Genomic DNA, 15,701 nt, shown 5'->3' on the forward strand with positions numbered 1-15,701 from the left:
TCTATTTTTCCTCGTCTATGACCGGTATCCATATCTGGCTCAGATATTGTTCATCAAAAGAATTGCCATCGCTGTACCATTCCAGTTCCGGGCAGTCTGCATGTTGAAATGGATATTTCATAATCCACTCCTGTTGTAGGTATTTCCAGCCATTTTGAATTGCCTCTGGTACTGGCCCCCTACAGTCAAATACTGCCCACAAAGCCTCTGGTATCCACATCTCACAGTCCACATTTAGTACATCCTCATCTGTCATGACCATAATGGAATATTGCAGTTTATCTACACGGGACTTCTCGCTGTGAAACAGGCCGAACAGACCTTTTGGCGCCCCCTTATCTATGGAGACCAATTGAGAGAAGAACCCGTTTTTTTGACAATCACTCCAAAACTCAGGAATCTTTTGATGCTGTTCACCAGCAGAGCAGATAATACTCTTTCCCACCAGGCGAAAAGCCGGCTTTTGTTCCAACCTCCAGGAGTATTGCTGCCTGATAGAAACCTGCATTTTAGGCACTACTCGCAGCTTGACATCCTTTTCCCGCGCTTCCTTCGGTGTTATACCATGAAACTGTTGAAATGCTTTCGTAAAAGAGGTGGGGGAATCATATCCATATTGATAGCTGATATCGATCACCTTCTTTTCCGTACTTTTCAGATCATAGCCTGCTAACGTAAGCTTCCTGAATCGGATATATTCGGAAAAGCTGATGTCATTCATGTACGAAAATACCTTTTGAAAAAAACCAAAGGAACATCCGGCAATCTGTGAAACCTCTTTTGGGTCAATCGGCTCCTGTTTTCGCTGCAGATGATTTTCTACATAATCTAAGATCATCTGCAATTTTTCGTTCCACTCCATTTCTTAGCCCCTTTCCTCTCGTATTTTTTAATTATAACTGATTTCCCTGAACAATGCCTCTCTTTTTGAGTTCTGTTTGGATAAGTAAAGCAGTATTGAAACTATTGTTCAATACTGCCCTTTATCATTTCATATGAAATTTATGTTACTGCCAGATTGGGTTATGTAATACAATTTTCATAAGACATCTGTCATCCCCGGTCTTAATGCTTTTTAGCAATTCTACATCCACCTCACAGGAAAATGCCTTTTCAAAAAGAACTTTGCTGTAACCCGTCGTACACTGGCACCATGTTTTTGTCTCTAATTTCTCTACTTCCGCAAGCATCGGACAGGGGCAAAAATGAAATTGCAGATAAAGTTCCCCGTCTTCACAAAAAAGTCCTGCAGCTTTTGCTTTTTCTGAATCTGCGAACTCCTCTAAACTCTTAGCAGTAGACCGTAATTCCCTGACGAGTGCAAGTTTTTCATCCATTCCGTATCCGCATTGACAGCTCATCCGTATTTCCTTTACTGTCTCATCTCCGAATCTGCTTTCCAAACGGCGCATTGAGGACTTCACCCACTCCTCATTATTCTCTTCCTCTACCTTCTGTTCACTCCCATATACCACTTCCCTGGCTGTCACTGCATCGCTTCTTACTTTCACACAATCATAAATTACATTTTCTTGTATTTTTCTGATATCAAACATAATTTCCTCCCTGATTTTGATTATTGTTCCTTCTTAAGTATAGGGAGAAAATGATCCTGCTGACTTCTGAATTCTTGCTCTTATACAATCGGGATACATAAATCCATAACAACCCTGTGATTTTCCCGCTCAATGTGATGATAAATATTCAGGCCATAGCTCCGTGCCATATGGTAACCGCTTTGCGGCAGCCAGACATTAAAAATTCCCTGCAGGGTCTCAAAAATATCCTGAATTTCTCCATCGAAATGATACACGATCCATCTGCCGCCCTTGATCCGCATAAGATTGTCCAAATCACAATCCTCTTCCACTGTCATGCAGATATCACAGATACACTGCGAGGGATCTGTAATAGCCGGATCATGGAAATAACGTTCCACCAAGATGGTTCCCTTCTGCAAATAGGACTGATACAGATCTAAAAACTGATACCAATGCTTCTCAAGCTCTACATAGCTTCCTATGAACCGCTCATAGATTACAAGAAAGTCAGGAAGCTCCTGAATCTCGATTCTGGCATCATACTCTTCTGCCGTTTTGAAATAGGCAGTACGCTTTGGCGGAAAGGGAACCTCCATATCAGTAGTCGGTATGGAATGTCTGAATTCTGTTGGCGAAACATCATGATGCTTTTTGAATACAGAACTATAATTAGAAGAACTATATCCGTAATCCAATCCAATGTCTGTAATTGCTTTTTTCGGATTTAATTTCATATCTACCGCACTCTGATCCACCTTGCAGCGTTTTACGAATGCGTAGACCGATTCGCCTGTCACTGCTTTGAAAATACGTGAAAAATGGTACTTCGATATAAAAAACTGGGCAGCCACAGACTCCAGCGATAAATCCTCATCTAAATGCTGCATGATATAGTCAATACTCTCATTGACCAGCTGATATTTATCCATAGGGCTCCATTCTTTTCTTTGAATCCTTTCTGACTATTTTCCAAAAATCTCTTTTGCCTGCCTCATATTTTCTATAATTGATACGTTAAATGGGCATCTCGTTTCGCAAGCACCACACTGGATACATTCTCCTGCATAGTGACCAAGCAACTCATAATGTTCTCTGACTGTCTCTGGGACCTCTCCCTGTGCAACGGCAAGGTTCAAGAATTTCATTATAGATGCAACATCCAATTTTTTCGGACATGGTGCGCAATGACTGCAGTACATACAGTGCCCTTCCCAACTGATATTGGGGAAGTCGGCAAATGCCTCTGCATAATCTTTCTCGCTCTCGGGTGCGTCCTCATAGGAAGCACTTGTTCGAAGCTGCTCCACAGAATGTGCACCGACAAGAACAGATACAGCAGCCGGGCGGGTCAAAGCATAGTGAATACACTGATTCGGTGTCAGGGCTTTTCCTGCCGGAGACAGTGATGCATCTAATAAATCCCCGCCGCCGAATGCCTTCATTACCGTAATTCCTACTCCAAGAGCCTGACAGGTCTCATAAAGCTCCTGCCGTTGTGGATTCATATTGACCAAAGGGTTCTGGTAATTTTCTTCGTTCCATAATTCTTCCACATCTTCACTGGCAGGTTGAAGATCATAACATGGATTAATGCTGAACATCAGTACCTCAATCAAACCACTTTTCACTGCCCTAAGTGCGACTTCAGGGTTATGGCTGCTCAGTCCAATATGGTGGATGACACCTCTTTTCTTTAATTCCAATGCATATGCCATGACCGGACCATCTAGGATTTCCTCCCAATCCTTCACAGAATCACAATAATGAATCATACCTATGTCCAGATAATCTGTCTGAAGAAGTGACATCATCTCCTCAAAGCCTTCTCTCACTTCCTCTATTTTTCTGCTTCTTTTATATTGACCATGTTTCCAAACAGAGCAAAGGTGGGCCTGAATGATGAATTTCTCCCGTATGCCTGTTAAAGCCTGCCCTACGCTGGACCGTAGCTTCGGATCAGAGGCATATAAATCAAAAAAGTTGATTCCCAACTCTTCTGCTGCATCAAAAAGCCTCCTCGTATTCTTATACTCATCTTCTGAAAAACCCTCACAGCCCATTCCTATCTCACTGATTTTAAGCCCTGTATTTCCTAATTCCCGGTATTGCATTTGACCTACCTCCCTATTTTTCAATTCCTGTTCTTACTGACGCATTGTTTTACTGACACCTTGTTGTCTTCCAATTTCATACCCTGATTTTACATTACTACTATTATCATAGTACTCCTTGGTAGTTCCTACAAGTCAATGTTTTTTATCCTGTCAAAAAATAGGGTGGCGGATAGGATGTGTCTTAACAAGCAGCTCTTCTACTTCATACTTTCCTGAAAGATTTCAAGTATATCATCTTGATTCAATACTTTATATCCTCCATCCATAACCAGTGTCGCTTTTACCAGTCCCTCTAACATATCTTCCGTCACGCCCAGCTCTTTGATGCTCATGACTACCCCAATCTCCTTCATCCATGCTTCCATCGCAGCTAGACCAGCTTCCGCGATTTCTTTATCACTTTTTCCAGCCGGATTTATGTTCCACACATTTTCTGCGAATCTTTTGAACTTCGCAAGTCCGTATGGCATAATATGACGATAATAGGGCAATGAAACTGCAGAAAGTGTCATGCCGTGTGTTGCATCGGTATAGGCTCCCACAGCCTGGCCCAGCATGTGCACCATCCAGTCCGTCGATTTTCCCATTGCTACCAGGGTGTTCAGCGCCCAGGTCGCAGTCCACATAATATTACTCCTTGCCTCATAATCCTGTGGGTTGAGGATCGCGATCCGGGAACTGTGAATCAAAGACCGCATCAGACCTTCCATAATGTAATCGGATGTCGTATCATCTTCTCCCGAAAAATACTGCTCTGTAATGTGGTTCATAATATCGTAGAATCCAGCCACCATCTGATATTCCGGCAGAGTATATGTGAATACTGGATTCAGTATTGAAAATTTTGGAAATACATTACCACCAAAGACATGACCGATCTTCAGCCTGCTCTCGTGGTTGGTGATGACTGCGCCGCCATTCATCTCTGAACCAGTCCCCACCATTGTAAGAACGCAGCCGACAGGGATGATTTTTGTATCTGTATCAACATCTTCGAATTTCAGATAATATTTTTCCCACGGATCTTCCTTACAGTGTGCAGAGATAGATACGGCCTTTGCATAGTCACAGCAGGAGCCGCCGCCCACTGCCAAAATTAAATCCACATTTCCCTCTTTTGCAAGTTTTGCGCCCTCATATAATTTCTCTACCGTCGGGTTCGGCATGACACCGCCGTCCTCAATAATCTCTTTTCCGTTGGCTTTTAAAATTTCTACAACTTTATCATAGATGCCATTCCTTTTGATGGAACCCCCTCCATATACGAGCTGAACATTCTTTCCATATTTGGGGAGCTCCTCATTGAGATAACTCAACGAATCCTCTCCAAAATACAGTTTTGTAGGGTTTGAAAACACAAAATTTCCTAACATACTTTATATCTCCTTTCTAATCATATCAAACTTTTTTTAATTTGGCAGACAATGTAATCCAGATAGGAAATCCTCGGTCCTGCATCTTCCAGATTTTAGATGATTGCTTTACGGGAAGTGGACTCTAACATGGATTGATATTCCTTCCTTTATTGTTCTTTGGATATAGTATAATCTTCTATAGTAAAAATAGCCAATACTTATATTATATTATTATCTATAGTTAAAACCTATTCTATTTCTTGATATATTAATGGGAATAGTGATACATTATTCCACCGTCTCAATAGACTCCACAATACTCATTTTAGAAATAGACCGAAGCGGCACAGCCGTTGCCATCAAGCAGGCCGCAACCGAAAGGAACGCTGCCTCTATGATTGGAATATAAGGCACAGCCACCAACTGTAAGGTATCCGAAGCACCCGCATTTACAAAAATGGTGCAGATATAGCCTATTCCCCCGCCGATAACTGACGCAAAAATCCCGTAATACGCCCCCTCCCAGAGAAATGTTTTGTAAAGGCTTACTCTACTCATGCCGATGGCCCGCTGCATCCCGATTTCCGATACCCGAGTATGGATGTTGCTGTAAACGGTGTTAATAATGTTCAGAATTCCAATCAGACCAATCAGGATAATCAGCCCCCAGCAGAGCATATGAATCTGTTCAAAGCTTTCTGCAAGCTGTGCATCACTTAAGAGATAGGAAAGCCAGTGACTGCCCGGATTGGAATCACACCATCCTTCCAGCCACGCTTCAAACTGATCTCTGTCGGCATCCTGATTAAGAACGGGATATACCTCGCAATACAGTTTCTCTCCTGTCAGTCTTTCATATGTCTCATCGCTCACTATGACCTGTACACCATTTACGAAGCCATCATTATTAATTGTAACAGGATTTGAGGCAATTCCTGCCACGATCAATTCCACACCATTTACGCGGATAACGTCTCCTTTTTTCAGGATTGTATGTTCGGCAGTCTCTCCTTGATAAGAAATCGCAATCGGATTTTTAATAATGCACGCCTTTCCTGAGAGCAGTTGACGGATATCCTCCTTTGTCAAGTCCTCAGCCCTTAAAGCTAACTGCGCATCGTCAAGCCCTGCTATGCTAAGTATCTCCCCGGGCTTTAAGGCAAAATCAAGCTCCGCCGGAACCTTGCCTGATTCATCCTGCATATAGACCGACAGCTTTGTCGTGAACAGCTCTTCTACTGCCTCATTATTCCGAATCTCTTTCACACTTTCCGGCTGGATTCCTGACGTTTCATTCGTCACCGCATAATCGCCCAGATGCATCTCTTTCACACTGCTGCTGGTATCGAGCAGTGCAGTAAAGCTTTGCAGTGCAACAAAAACAGTGATGCTCATGACAAGGGAAAGGATCGTAATCACGGTCCTGCCCCGTCCTCGTTTTAAATTTAGCCTTGCATAATAGGCTTCAAAACTGCGGATTCTCCGTCTTTTTCGTATATGGCGTTTTACCTTCACTGCCGATCCGGACATGGCAATCGTCGGTGATACCCGGGACGCATATCGTGCCACAGGAAATGCTGCAAGTATCGCGAATCCCAAAGTGACCGCAGCACTTACGAGGAGATAAACTGCATTCCCGCTTCCGGCCATGCGGATTGCTGCATTTAATTCACTGGAACTGTCTGCCATAAACAAATCAGGATTGAGGAACCCTGTTGCCGCAGTCAGTATCCCCTTTGCAGAAAGTACACCAAGAAATAGCCCAATAGGGATTCCGATTCCACAAAGCAAAAGGAGCTGCAGTGCAACAATCCGGTAGATCTGCCCTCTCTCGCCGCCGATTGCACGAAGAGTTCCATATTCCCGGATTCGCTTTGTAACTGCAATTTTCAAAATATTATAGATGACCAGCCCTGCCGCTATCAGAACCAGAATTCCCACCAGAATACAGGCCACCGCCATGAAGGAAAATCCATTTCCAGAATCAGAGGCATCCTTTTCCCTGTAGGAAATTCCAAGTGCATCCAGAAGAATCCAGTTATACTGAATACAGTTTTCGTTTATGTGAAGTGTCCCGGCAAGGTCATCGACCGTCTCCTGGAAGTGTCTGATATCCTGTACTTTAAAAGCTGTAGAATAGAGCCGGTACTGATCCGGCAAAACCCTTTCTGCACTCCCCGCACCCGCAACTGCCATAACTGTTCCTGTCGCATAGCCGGCATAATTGGCTTCTAAGATGCCGGAAACTGTAAATTGGGCGGAATAATCATAAGAATCCGATCCGTCCAGCCGCGAGAATGCGAGGTTGAGTGAAATAGTACTTCCCACCTTTATCTCTTCGGAGAAATACTTGAGCACATCTTCGGGAAGTGCAATTTCACTTGGTGCAGCGGGCAGATGTCCTTCTTTTAATTTACCAATCAAAGGGTATTGATCCAATGCAGTGTCTAAATACTCATGTACTAACATGGTCAGTCCGCTGTTTTCCAGCCTCTGGATTCCAAGATTGATATAACTGCCTGCATCTATGACTCTGGAATCGGACGACAGGCTCTCCATCTGTTCCTTTCTTAACTCATGAAATGTAACATGACGGTCTCCGTTCAAAGACGAAGCCTGATTCACTCTCATGTTCTGAAGAATTCCAAGGGACTGGCCCACCGCGGCTGACATCACGCTGGAAAGAATCACAGCCAGCAGAATCAGAGCTGCCATCACCTTCTGCGCTTTTAACTCTTTTATGGCAAGTGCTAGATAGGACTTCATGATCTATTCACCTCCGCAAGTACTCCGTCCGTCATCGTAAACTGGCGGTCTGCCATTCTGGCAATTCGGGAATCATGTGTGATTACAACAAGCGTCTTATTCATCTTCTTTTGGATGTCACACAGCATCTGCATGACCTCACTGCCGCTTTTACTGTCCAGGTTCCCTGTCGGTTCATCGGCACAGATGATGTCCGGCATTGCAATCAATGCCCGGGCAATTGCGACCCGCTGCTGCTGTCCGCCGGATAATTCATGGGGCAGGTGTGAAAGCCGGTCTTTAAGTCCCAGGAAATCCGCCAGTTCTCTTAAATACTCCTCATCCGCCTGTTTCCTGTCCAGCAATAGCGGCATCATGATATTTTCACGAGCTGTCAGAACGGGAAGCAGATTGAACTGTTGAAAAATAAACCCAATCTTCCTACGGCGAAATGCCGACAGCATCTTATCACTTCCCTTGTGAATATCGGTTTCATCGTACAAAACACTGCCTTGGGTCGGCTGATCCAGCCCACTGATGATGTGTAGCAATGTACTTTTCCCACTCCCGGACGGACCGGATATGGAGATAAAGTCTCCCTGGTGGATGGTCATAAAAGCCTGGTCAAGCGCGACCACCCTGTTCTCTTTTTCCCCATAGATCTTCGAAATACCATTTACATAAATATTCATAAAAAAACACTCTCCTTTTTCAGTTGTTAAGGAGAGTGTAAAAAAGAATTCTCAAAAATCGCTCAAGATTTACTCTGTTTTTATCATTGCTTTCGCTTCTGCCCCCGTCGGAGTGTTATAGATTTCCAGATGACCTCCATGCTTCTGGCATAATAGACTGGAGATATACAGTCCCATCCCAAAATGCCCCGCCTCTTCACTGCCCTTTTGAAAGGGAAGAATACCGTTCCTTATTAGAGATAATGGAAACCCTGCACCATCATCTCTCACAGTTATCTCTAAGTACGTATCTTTCACATTGCATGTGATCCGAATCGTCTGTTCTGCAAACCGCAAGGCATTGGACACTAAATTTCCCACGATCTGCATCAGAATAGATGGATCTACAGACAGAATCTGCACCACCTCCGCTGCTTCAAAATAAATCTGTTTCTCGCTGTCCGAACCAATAAGCCGAACTGCGTCTTCAAGTTCTAAAGTCAATTGATTCCACTCTATCTTTTTTAGATTGAGAGAGATCTGTTCCAACCGCTGGACACTGCTCATTGTCTCCACATATTCCTCGATTCTGTCAGTATATTCCTCTATCCGCACCAGATTCTCCACAATCTGTTCCGGCTTCGCCTTTTCATTTTTCATGCCCTGACGCACCAACTTGACAGAACCCTTTAAAACGGTAATAGGATTGCGCAGCTCATGGGAAAAGGCGGCATTCAGCCGTTTCTGTTCTTCTGACTGTTTCCAGAGCCTTCTGTTATTTTCAAGCAGAGTCTGACGCATCGTCTCAAAAGCAGTGCAGAGCCTGCCCAGTTCATCATCTGACTTTGCCTCTATTGTAAAATCCAGATCATTTGCAATAATACAATTTGCACCATCTGCCAGCATAGCAACGGATTCTTTCAGTTTGACGCGATAAAACAATACAGCCGTCATAAATGAGGACCCCACAAAAATCAGGACCGGCAAGCCGATCTGCAGGACTTCCAAAAGCCTGACCGTAAGCAGCCCCTCTTCTGTCGGAGCAGGCAGAACGGAAATCTGTCCCGTCCCATTTTCAATAATAACTCCCTGCGGTGCAACGGTCGATTTTAATTCAATACAGGTCATAATTACCAGGATGGAAAGTACCGCCGCACAAAAAACACTGATACAAGTCAACATAAACAGGGACTTTTTCAAACTCATCCGTCTTATCCAACCCATTTATAGCCCACCCCCCAGACCGTATCTATATAACTGTGAAGTGTCACAGCCGCGAATTTGCTCCGTATTTTCCTTATATGCTCCATAATCGTATCACTGCTGCCGTCTCCTTCCAGCCCCCACACACTCTCATAGATCCTTTCGCGTTCAAACACCTGTCCCGGATTTTCAGAAAGCAGCTCAACGATATCAAACTCCTTTCGGGATAGAGATACCTTTGTCTGATAGATCGTGACCTCTCTTTTCGAATAGTCGATCACCATATCCGTAAAAAAATTCAAAAGGCTCTCTTCCTGCCTCCGGTTCTCTCGGCGTAAGTGGGCTGCAACCCGCGCGCCCAGTTCGTCTATATCAAAGGGCTTTACAATATAATCATCAGCTCCCACATGGAATCCTTTGATCTTGTCCGCAGTCTCACCCCGTGCCGTCAGAAACAGGATTGGACAGGAAATGTGTTCCCTGATCTTTTCACAGACCGTAAAACCATCCAATCCCTTCATATTAATATCCAGAAGCACAAGATCTGGGTGAGTGGAAACCTTCTGTAAGGCCTCCTCACCATTCAGGGCAGTGTACACCTGATAATCAGACATTTCGAAATAGCTTCTTAGCATATCGACGATGCCCTTTTCGTCGTCCACCACCAGGATTTTCTCGTTCATATCGTCACCTCCGAATATATCGTAAACCTTAAATCTCAAGATTTTCTCAAGGATGATGTTTTCATTGCTTTTCCTTATGTGCTGTAATGATCGTATAACTATATGCATTTACTGTTAAGATACAGTGGTCTATATTCACGTACCAATTTTTCCCATTCCGTGTAATAGTGGCATTAGCAGAATTGATTTTAGTTTGACACCAACAGACCACGTCATCGGTATCTAAAGACAAATTCCTTTTAATACGTTCTACGCCTAGTTCGGTTGTATGTAATTTATCTATATTTTCTAGTAATTCATGCTCCGCTTTCATGATACGATTAGCCCCTTCCTTTTGAAAATACTCAATTATTCCACTCTGTCGCCTCCTTAGGCATAGGGGCTTCATAATATCCAAACTTATGGAAATTATACCACTCCATAATCTTAGCTTCTGGCGCAGCTTTCAGGGCCAGAAGTACCTCTTTGGCAAATTCTAAAGCGGCCGTACCGTTTGCTGTAATAATATTTCGGTCGCTTACCGCCTGCTGCATCCTGTATAGATGCTCTCCTGTATACCTCTCTCCTGCCCACTGCTTCAGATTATCCAAATCATTACTTGTATGGCTCACATCGTTTAACACGCCGGCTGTTCCGAGAAATCCTGAAGCATCACAGATACCACCCAATATTTTTTTCTCTGCAAGGCATTTCCTTACCAGAGGTTTGATTTGTGCTGCTTCCTCATTTCTCCATGACATACCTCCAACTAAAATGAGTGCTTCATAGTCGGATGGGAGGTCATGGATACTGTAATCAGGCATTACACAAAGTCCACCGATAGATGTGACCATGTCTGTTGTCAGAGACACTGTCTTAACCTCATACTGCCCGTTTCCCAACATATAGAGAGCCGATGACAGATATGCCGCCTCCCAATCCGCAAACTGCTCTAATAATATAAATAAAACTTGTTTTTTCATCACTTTTCTTCCTTTCTGTCTCCACTCATCTCTATTTTGATTTTTTATAAGGCTGAAAGATCTGATCGTTCATAGCGATTATGCCCCGGCAATTGCTTTTTGTATTTCCAACACCTTATTGCTTCCTCCAAAGGTCTCCCCTTATTATCGGCAAAAAAATCCCGGATATAGGTGTTGTACTCAAATTGTCTGTCAATTTTCAATTTTCCTTTTTTCTTATCTTCAAGAATCTGATAATAGGCACTGATTGCTTCCTTATAGGTCTTTCCGGAATTACCTTTTAGCCATTTTTGAAAAGCTACATTAAAAGAAAAACTGTTTCCAATATGCTCTTTGAAAAAGGCTCTATGACGTTCAGAACAGACAAAATCAGCTTCTATTTCAGTATCTTCGGTAATTGAAGAAATAATTGCAGCCTTTTTCTTTCCTGCCCCGGCAGATAATATTCTGCCCGTTTCGAGAAAATAAGCAATCCGATCCGCTATTTCTAATTTTCCCCCAGAGACAGGCAAGCCATTTTTTCTGCAAAAATCTATCAATTCCTCTTTCAGATAATAAAAATCTCGAAATGTTTTGCTGTCTAAATGTTTATCTAAGACTGGTCTTTCAATCATTTGCATTCCCGCCCTCAAGCTCTAACTTTTGCCACGTTCATTAAACTGGGATTTTATTTATTATCAAGACAAGATACAACAAAATCAATCGGTACGTCCATTCTGGTCGCTGTTTCCTCTGCTGACAAACCTTGTTCAACAAAGCGAAGAACAACCGCATCTAACTTTTCTCCAACTTCAACAATGTGCTTGTCAGGGTCATAAAATCGAACCACTCGCTGCCCCCAGCGATGTTCAAACAATTCGTGAACATAACTTATATTAAAAGATTTCAGATGATTGCAAAAAGCGTCCATATCATCTTCCTCAAAATAAAGTTCGCCTGCGTTGTTGGGTAAAACAACTTTATCCGTTCTGATAAAGGACTTCCATGTATCAAGCGTTTGCAAGACAACTCCGCCATCCAATGTAACATTTGCGCCAAAGTCGGCAACTACATTAAGCCCTAAAACATCGTGATAAAATTGTTTGCTCTTTTCCATATCCTTTACAGCTATCAATGTGCTTGTATATTTCATATTCGTCTCCTCAAATTTAAATTTTCCCACCCGGCAAACTGGGATTTAATTGTTTAGCAATTTTGTCAAATCTTCAATAGAAGCATCCATTTTCACAGACACCTCTTCTATTGTCATACCGGAAGCAAGAAAACGATTTATCACCATTTTCATATCTTCACCAACCTCTATGATATATCCGTCTAAATCATAAAATCTAATAACGCGTTGCCCCCACTCATGCTCAATAACGTTCCCGAGATACTCGATGTTCGGGTATTTTTTAAGTTTATTTAAGAAAGCGTCAAAGTCCTGTTCTTCAAAGCATATTTCAATATTGTTGGATTTTTTCATTATGCTTTCTTTGGGTAAATTAACCAACCAATTAAAGTCTTGCTGTAAAGACAGACCGCAAGTAAAAGATATATTGATTCCATAATCCTGATATAATTCCAGTCCGAATAAATCCTCATAAAATTTTCTGGCAGTATTGATGTCTGCGACCGATAATACTATACAAGTATGTTTCATATAAGTTTCCCCTCTCAGTTTCCAATTTGTTGTTTTTAGTTCCTTTGTTTTTCATACTTTATTGTTGAAATCGTATCTTATCTTTATCTGTTGGAATACCGTTTGATATGGTTTTCCACCCATTCTCTTGATATATTTCATATTGCTCAAAAGCACAGGGAAGACCATTGGCGGTTTTAATATCCTCACCATCCATAAGCTGAAAGTGTAAGTGGGGAGCATAGGAGTTTCCAGAATGTCCAACTCTACCAATTAATTCTCCTTTTTTTACATTTTGCCCGATTGAAACTTGAATAGAACTATTTTGTAAATGACATAATGCAGCATAAACACCATCATCATATTTTATAATAATGTAATTTCCTGCTACTAATTGTTCATCATCTTTTTCTGGGTCAAAATAATGAGCATTTTTGTAAGCATTTAGTGTATCTGAAAATATATTTGTCCGTGAGCGTTCTTTATAACCATCTTTCGCTTGTACCACTATACCATTACAGGGTGCATATACTTCTTGTCCCCAACAATAATATTCCTCCAAGGGAACTCCCAGAAAAAGATAATGAGAAAATCCCACCTTATATGCAGGCAATCCATTCCTTTCCCAATCCACTTGGATAAAATCATATGCATATCTTGTACCTAATTTGTTTGTTCCATGACTTGGTATTTTTGTTCCTGGAGTATTGGGGGCTAGCCATGTTCCTCTTAACGGGAACTCTACAATTATCGGATTACACATTTCAATCATATTATTTTCTCTACTTTCATTATTCACATTAGTAATTTTCTAGCTGAGAAGTTGGGATTTTTTATCTGCAATCACTTTCCTTACGATGTCCTACTCCTTTTTTGTAATCTTCCAATACTCTCTCGTGAAATGTTGCTTGCGTAACATCACCGGCATTTCTGTATGTATCAATGGCTATTTTCATCAATGGTTCGGGCAATTTATCCAGATTATTTATCTCTATCCACGGAAGAGCACGAGATTTATGAGTATCCCCAATTAAGAACATATAGCCAATCAATTCGTTATTTCTAAATACAAAATAGAACTGCGGTCTTTCTCCTGCAATGGATTTATCCATGATCCGCTGCATTGTTTTGATTCAAGTCCAATGTTCGTAAAACTAGGATTTATTTGTGAATTACTTTTCTCATGCCAGAGCCGCAAAAATCATGAGGGATTAACTTAAAGCCCATTTTTTGATAGAATGTTTCTTTTCCTTTTTCTGCGATTAGCTGTATGCTGGAACGCCCGTTGACTGGTGTTTCATCATCAACATATTTGATTAGCATATTGATTATTTGACTTCCAACGCCATTTTTTTGATAGGCGGGATGGACTATAATATCAATAATCATATAATACAGACCATCTCCTATCAATCTTCCCATGCCAACAGTTTGGTCATTTTCAACTGCAATTACTGTATATAAGCTACTGTTAAGAGCTTTTTGAGCCTGTTGCTCTGAAAAATTTAACCAATCGACGCTTTTTCTTAACCTATAATAATCTTCGTAGCATAACATATTTTCTTTGTATTCCATGTATTATCCCCAAATTCTATTGTTCAAGCTTGGTAAACTGGAGTTTACCGCGTCCTTTTCAGATAAACCATATCAATCAGTTGTTTCCCATCTTCAAATATTGGGTGGTCATAGTTATCAATAAAAAAGTTTTTTATTCGATGTGACTCTGTAAAACCACATTTATTATAAAAGGTTAAAGAAGAGGGAACATCACCTGTCCCAACAAGCATAGTCCTACAATGAGTATAATGGGAAAATAGAAATTCTATCAAGCTTTTCCCATAGCCTTTACGCTGACAATCGGGTAAAACAGCAATATTTTTCAGCTCATAAACACCATCACCTTCTTGCGTGACTACACATTCGGCTTTTATGCCGGCGTCATCCAAAACGAACATTTCACCACGCTCAAGGTACTTATCTATCATATCTTCCTGCTCGTCAGCCAACAACAGCAAGTCTATATACTCTTTTTTTCCTTCCATAACTTGTTTTATAATCACTACTTATTTTCCTCCAAATTTAAATTTTTCCATCCGACAAGCTGGCATTTGTGCAATATCGCTCTATTCATTTTCTATAGCCATAAACCGTTGAAGTTTTTCTTGTATATTGTCGGTTCCTCTTATACCCATCATCGGAATATAAATTTTTTCTTGTAAAAGCTGGTAAGAAATTCTTTCTACAAATAGTCCCATTCCATTGGTTTCTGCATTGTTATCAGATGTCGTTTCTACACCACAATTAGGAGATCGATTTGCTCCAATAATACCGAGAATTTCAAATCCATATTTTTTATATTCTATGATTTGTTGTACTACATAATCAGCCAGCCTTGTTAGTTTTATATTCGAGCTGTCACTTTTCATTGCCGAACGTATTCGTGTATTCTCTACCACTACAGGACTATCAATACCATGAATATTTCCCCTATCAAGTCCTAAGCAGCAAAACTCTGGACAGGGCATTTGTATAATACCAACATTCGCATTTAAGAAAAAATCAATAACATCTCTAAATGCTGCCGGATAAACCGCCGTTCCATCAGAAATAGAGTTTTGGTTTAAAAGACAATGTGCGATAAAAATAACTTTTTTACTTCTTCCATCATTAAACACATTACACCCCCACAAATTCTAATTCGTAATATATAAGTGAGGGTTTTAACAGCCTTCACTTTTCTTTTATACTGAAGGTGATTGGCTAACGGAATTTCCAATTGGGATACCACGCCCGGAGACAAATGTGT

At 41.5% G+C, this 15,701-nt stretch carries 19 protein-coding genes; all 19 read right to left on the reverse strand.

The features are described from left to right. Position 1: 1 nt before the first annotated feature. Positions 2 to 862 (reverse strand): AraC family transcriptional regulator, encoded by an 861-nt coding sequence (locus tag HGO97_RS15795; RefSeq protein WP_216243615.1) that lies wholly within the window; start codon positions 860 to 862, stop codon positions 2 to 4. 145 nt (positions 863 to 1,007) lie between these two features. After that, positions 1,008 to 1,556, reverse strand: coding sequence for a DUF6144 family protein (locus HGO97_RS15800; protein ID WP_216243616.1), 549 nt, complete (start codon positions 1,554 to 1,556; stop codon positions 1,008 to 1,010). 80 nt (positions 1,557 to 1,636) lie between these two features. Beyond that, a complete protein-coding gene (locus HGO97_RS15805; RefSeq protein WP_216243619.1) occupies positions 1,637 to 2,470 on the reverse strand; it encodes an AraC family transcriptional regulator in 834 nt (277 codons plus the stop codon). A 33-nt stretch (positions 2,471 to 2,503) separates the two neighbouring features. After that, the gene (locus tag HGO97_RS15810) at positions 2,504 to 3,652 is read right to left on the reverse strand and encodes an aldo/keto reductase (protein WP_216243621.1); all 1,149 of its coding nucleotides are present in this window, start codon (positions 3,650 to 3,652) and stop codon (positions 2,504 to 2,506) included. A gap of 200 nt (positions 3,653 to 3,852) precedes the next feature. Continuing rightward, a complete protein-coding gene (locus HGO97_RS15815) occupies positions 3,853 to 5,028 on the reverse strand; it encodes an iron-containing alcohol dehydrogenase (RefSeq protein ID WP_216243623.1) in 1,176 nt (391 codons plus the stop codon). 270 nt (positions 5,029 to 5,298) lie between these two features. After that, positions 5,299 to 7,776 carry an ABC transporter permease gene (locus HGO97_RS15820; RefSeq protein ID WP_216243625.1) on the reverse strand — a complete coding sequence of 826 codons (2,478 nt, stop codon included), beginning with the start codon at positions 7,774 to 7,776 and terminating at the stop codon, positions 5,299 to 5,301. Beyond that, complete coding sequence (locus HGO97_RS15825; RefSeq protein ID WP_216243627.1) at positions 7,773 to 8,447, reverse strand: ABC transporter ATP-binding protein; 675 nt, start codon at positions 8,445 to 8,447, stop codon at positions 7,773 to 7,775. Before HGO97_RS15825 ends, HGO97_RS15820 begins: the two co-directional genes overlap by 4 nt. 69 nt (positions 8,448 to 8,516) lie before the next feature. Further along, complete coding sequence (locus HGO97_RS15830; protein WP_216243628.1) at positions 8,517 to 9,650, reverse strand: sensor histidine kinase; 1,134 nt, start codon at positions 9,648 to 9,650, stop codon at positions 8,517 to 8,519. Then, positions 9,638 to 10,312: a response regulator transcription factor gene (locus tag HGO97_RS15835; RefSeq protein WP_216243630.1), complete on the reverse strand. Its 675-nt coding sequence runs from the start codon at positions 10,310 to 10,312 to the stop codon at positions 9,638 to 9,640. The genes HGO97_RS15830 and HGO97_RS15835 overlap by 13 nt, the downstream gene beginning before the upstream one ends. Positions 10,313 to 10,373: 61 nt before the next feature. After that, positions 10,374 to 10,625, reverse strand: coding sequence for a DUF3781 domain-containing protein (locus tag HGO97_RS15840; protein WP_216243632.1), 252 nt, complete (start codon positions 10,623 to 10,625; stop codon positions 10,374 to 10,376). Between the two features lie 31 nt (positions 10,626 to 10,656). Further along, positions 10,657 to 11,274, reverse strand: coding sequence for a type 1 glutamine amidotransferase family protein (locus HGO97_RS15845; protein ID WP_216243634.1), 618 nt, complete (start codon positions 11,272 to 11,274; stop codon positions 10,657 to 10,659). A gap of 44 nt (positions 11,275 to 11,318) precedes the next feature. Continuing rightward, positions 11,319 to 11,888, reverse strand: a complete 570-nt coding sequence (locus HGO97_RS15850) for a DUF6434 domain-containing protein (RefSeq protein ID WP_216243636.1) — start codon at positions 11,886 to 11,888, stop codon at positions 11,319 to 11,321. Between the two features lie 53 nt (positions 11,889 to 11,941). Further along, positions 11,942 to 12,406 carry a VOC family protein gene (locus HGO97_RS15855; protein WP_216243638.1) on the reverse strand — a complete coding sequence of 155 codons (465 nt, stop codon included), beginning with the start codon at positions 12,404 to 12,406 and terminating at the stop codon, positions 11,942 to 11,944. Between the two features lie 45 nt (positions 12,407 to 12,451). Continuing rightward, positions 12,452 to 12,916: a VOC family protein gene (locus HGO97_RS15860; RefSeq protein WP_216243639.1), complete on the reverse strand. Its 465-nt coding sequence runs from the start codon at positions 12,914 to 12,916 to the stop codon at positions 12,452 to 12,454. Between the two features lie 58 nt (positions 12,917 to 12,974). Further along, entirely contained in the window at positions 12,975 to 13,694 is a 720-nt protein-coding gene (locus HGO97_RS15865) for a M23 family metallopeptidase (RefSeq protein ID WP_330654278.1), read from the reverse strand. Between the two features lie 34 nt (positions 13,695 to 13,728). Beyond that, the gene (locus HGO97_RS15870; RefSeq protein ID WP_216243641.1) at positions 13,729 to 14,007 is read right to left on the reverse strand and encodes a hypothetical protein; all 279 of its coding nucleotides are present in this window, start codon (positions 14,005 to 14,007) and stop codon (positions 13,729 to 13,731) included. 49 nt (positions 14,008 to 14,056) lie between these two features. Further along, positions 14,057 to 14,470, reverse strand: a complete 414-nt coding sequence (locus HGO97_RS15875) for a GNAT family N-acetyltransferase (protein ID WP_216243643.1) — start codon at positions 14,468 to 14,470, stop codon at positions 14,057 to 14,059. Positions 14,471 to 14,514: 44 nt separating this feature from the next. Continuing rightward, positions 14,515 to 14,937, reverse strand: coding sequence for a GNAT family N-acetyltransferase (locus tag HGO97_RS15880; protein WP_216243645.1), 423 nt, complete (start codon positions 14,935 to 14,937; stop codon positions 14,515 to 14,517). Between the two features lie 81 nt (positions 14,938 to 15,018). Then, positions 15,019 to 15,570, reverse strand: a complete 552-nt coding sequence (locus tag HGO97_RS15885; protein WP_216243647.1) for a CD3072 family TudS-related putative desulfidase — start codon at positions 15,568 to 15,570, stop codon at positions 15,019 to 15,021. Positions 15,571 to 15,701: the final 131 nt, after the last annotated feature.

This window comes from Faecalicatena faecalis (genome assembly GCF_012524165.2).
Classification (GTDB): domain Bacteria; phylum Bacillota; class Clostridia; order Lachnospirales; family Lachnospiraceae; genus Faecalicatena_A; species Faecalicatena_A faecalis.